We start from the raw sequence: 345 nt of genomic DNA on the forward strand, positions 1-345 counted from the left end.
GACGGGGTGGTGGTGTAAGGGCTGCTCCAGCTGAATGAGCTTCTGGCGGGTCGGCATGCCCTCCATGTCGCCAAACACTTTCAACGCCAGAGCACCGATCAGGTTGCCGCGCTGCAGTGCCTTTAGGTGGGGCAGACCATCCAGCAGCGCACTGATCACACCGACGGCAAAGCCGTCACCGGCGCCGACCGTATCGACCACGGTGGCAACCGGCTGGCCGGGCACGCTAAAGCTTTCCAGCTGGCCGCCCAGCACTCCTCGATAATAACTGCCTTCTGGGCCCAGCTTGATGATGACCGCCTTGACGCCTCGTTCCAGGTAGAAGTCGGCGATGGCCTCGGGCGA

General features: G+C 63.2%; 1 protein-coding gene. It reads right to left on the reverse strand.

All coding sequences use genetic code 11. The features are described from left to right. A partial coding sequence (locus Q5762_RS37545) for a PfkB family carbohydrate kinase (protein ID WP_315896794.1) occupies nucleotides 1-345 on the reverse strand: 345 nt, incomplete at both ends.

The organism is Streptomyces sp. P9(2023) (genome assembly GCF_032436795.1).
Lineage (GTDB): Bacteria > Actinomycetota > Actinomycetes > Streptomycetales > Streptomycetaceae > Streptomyces.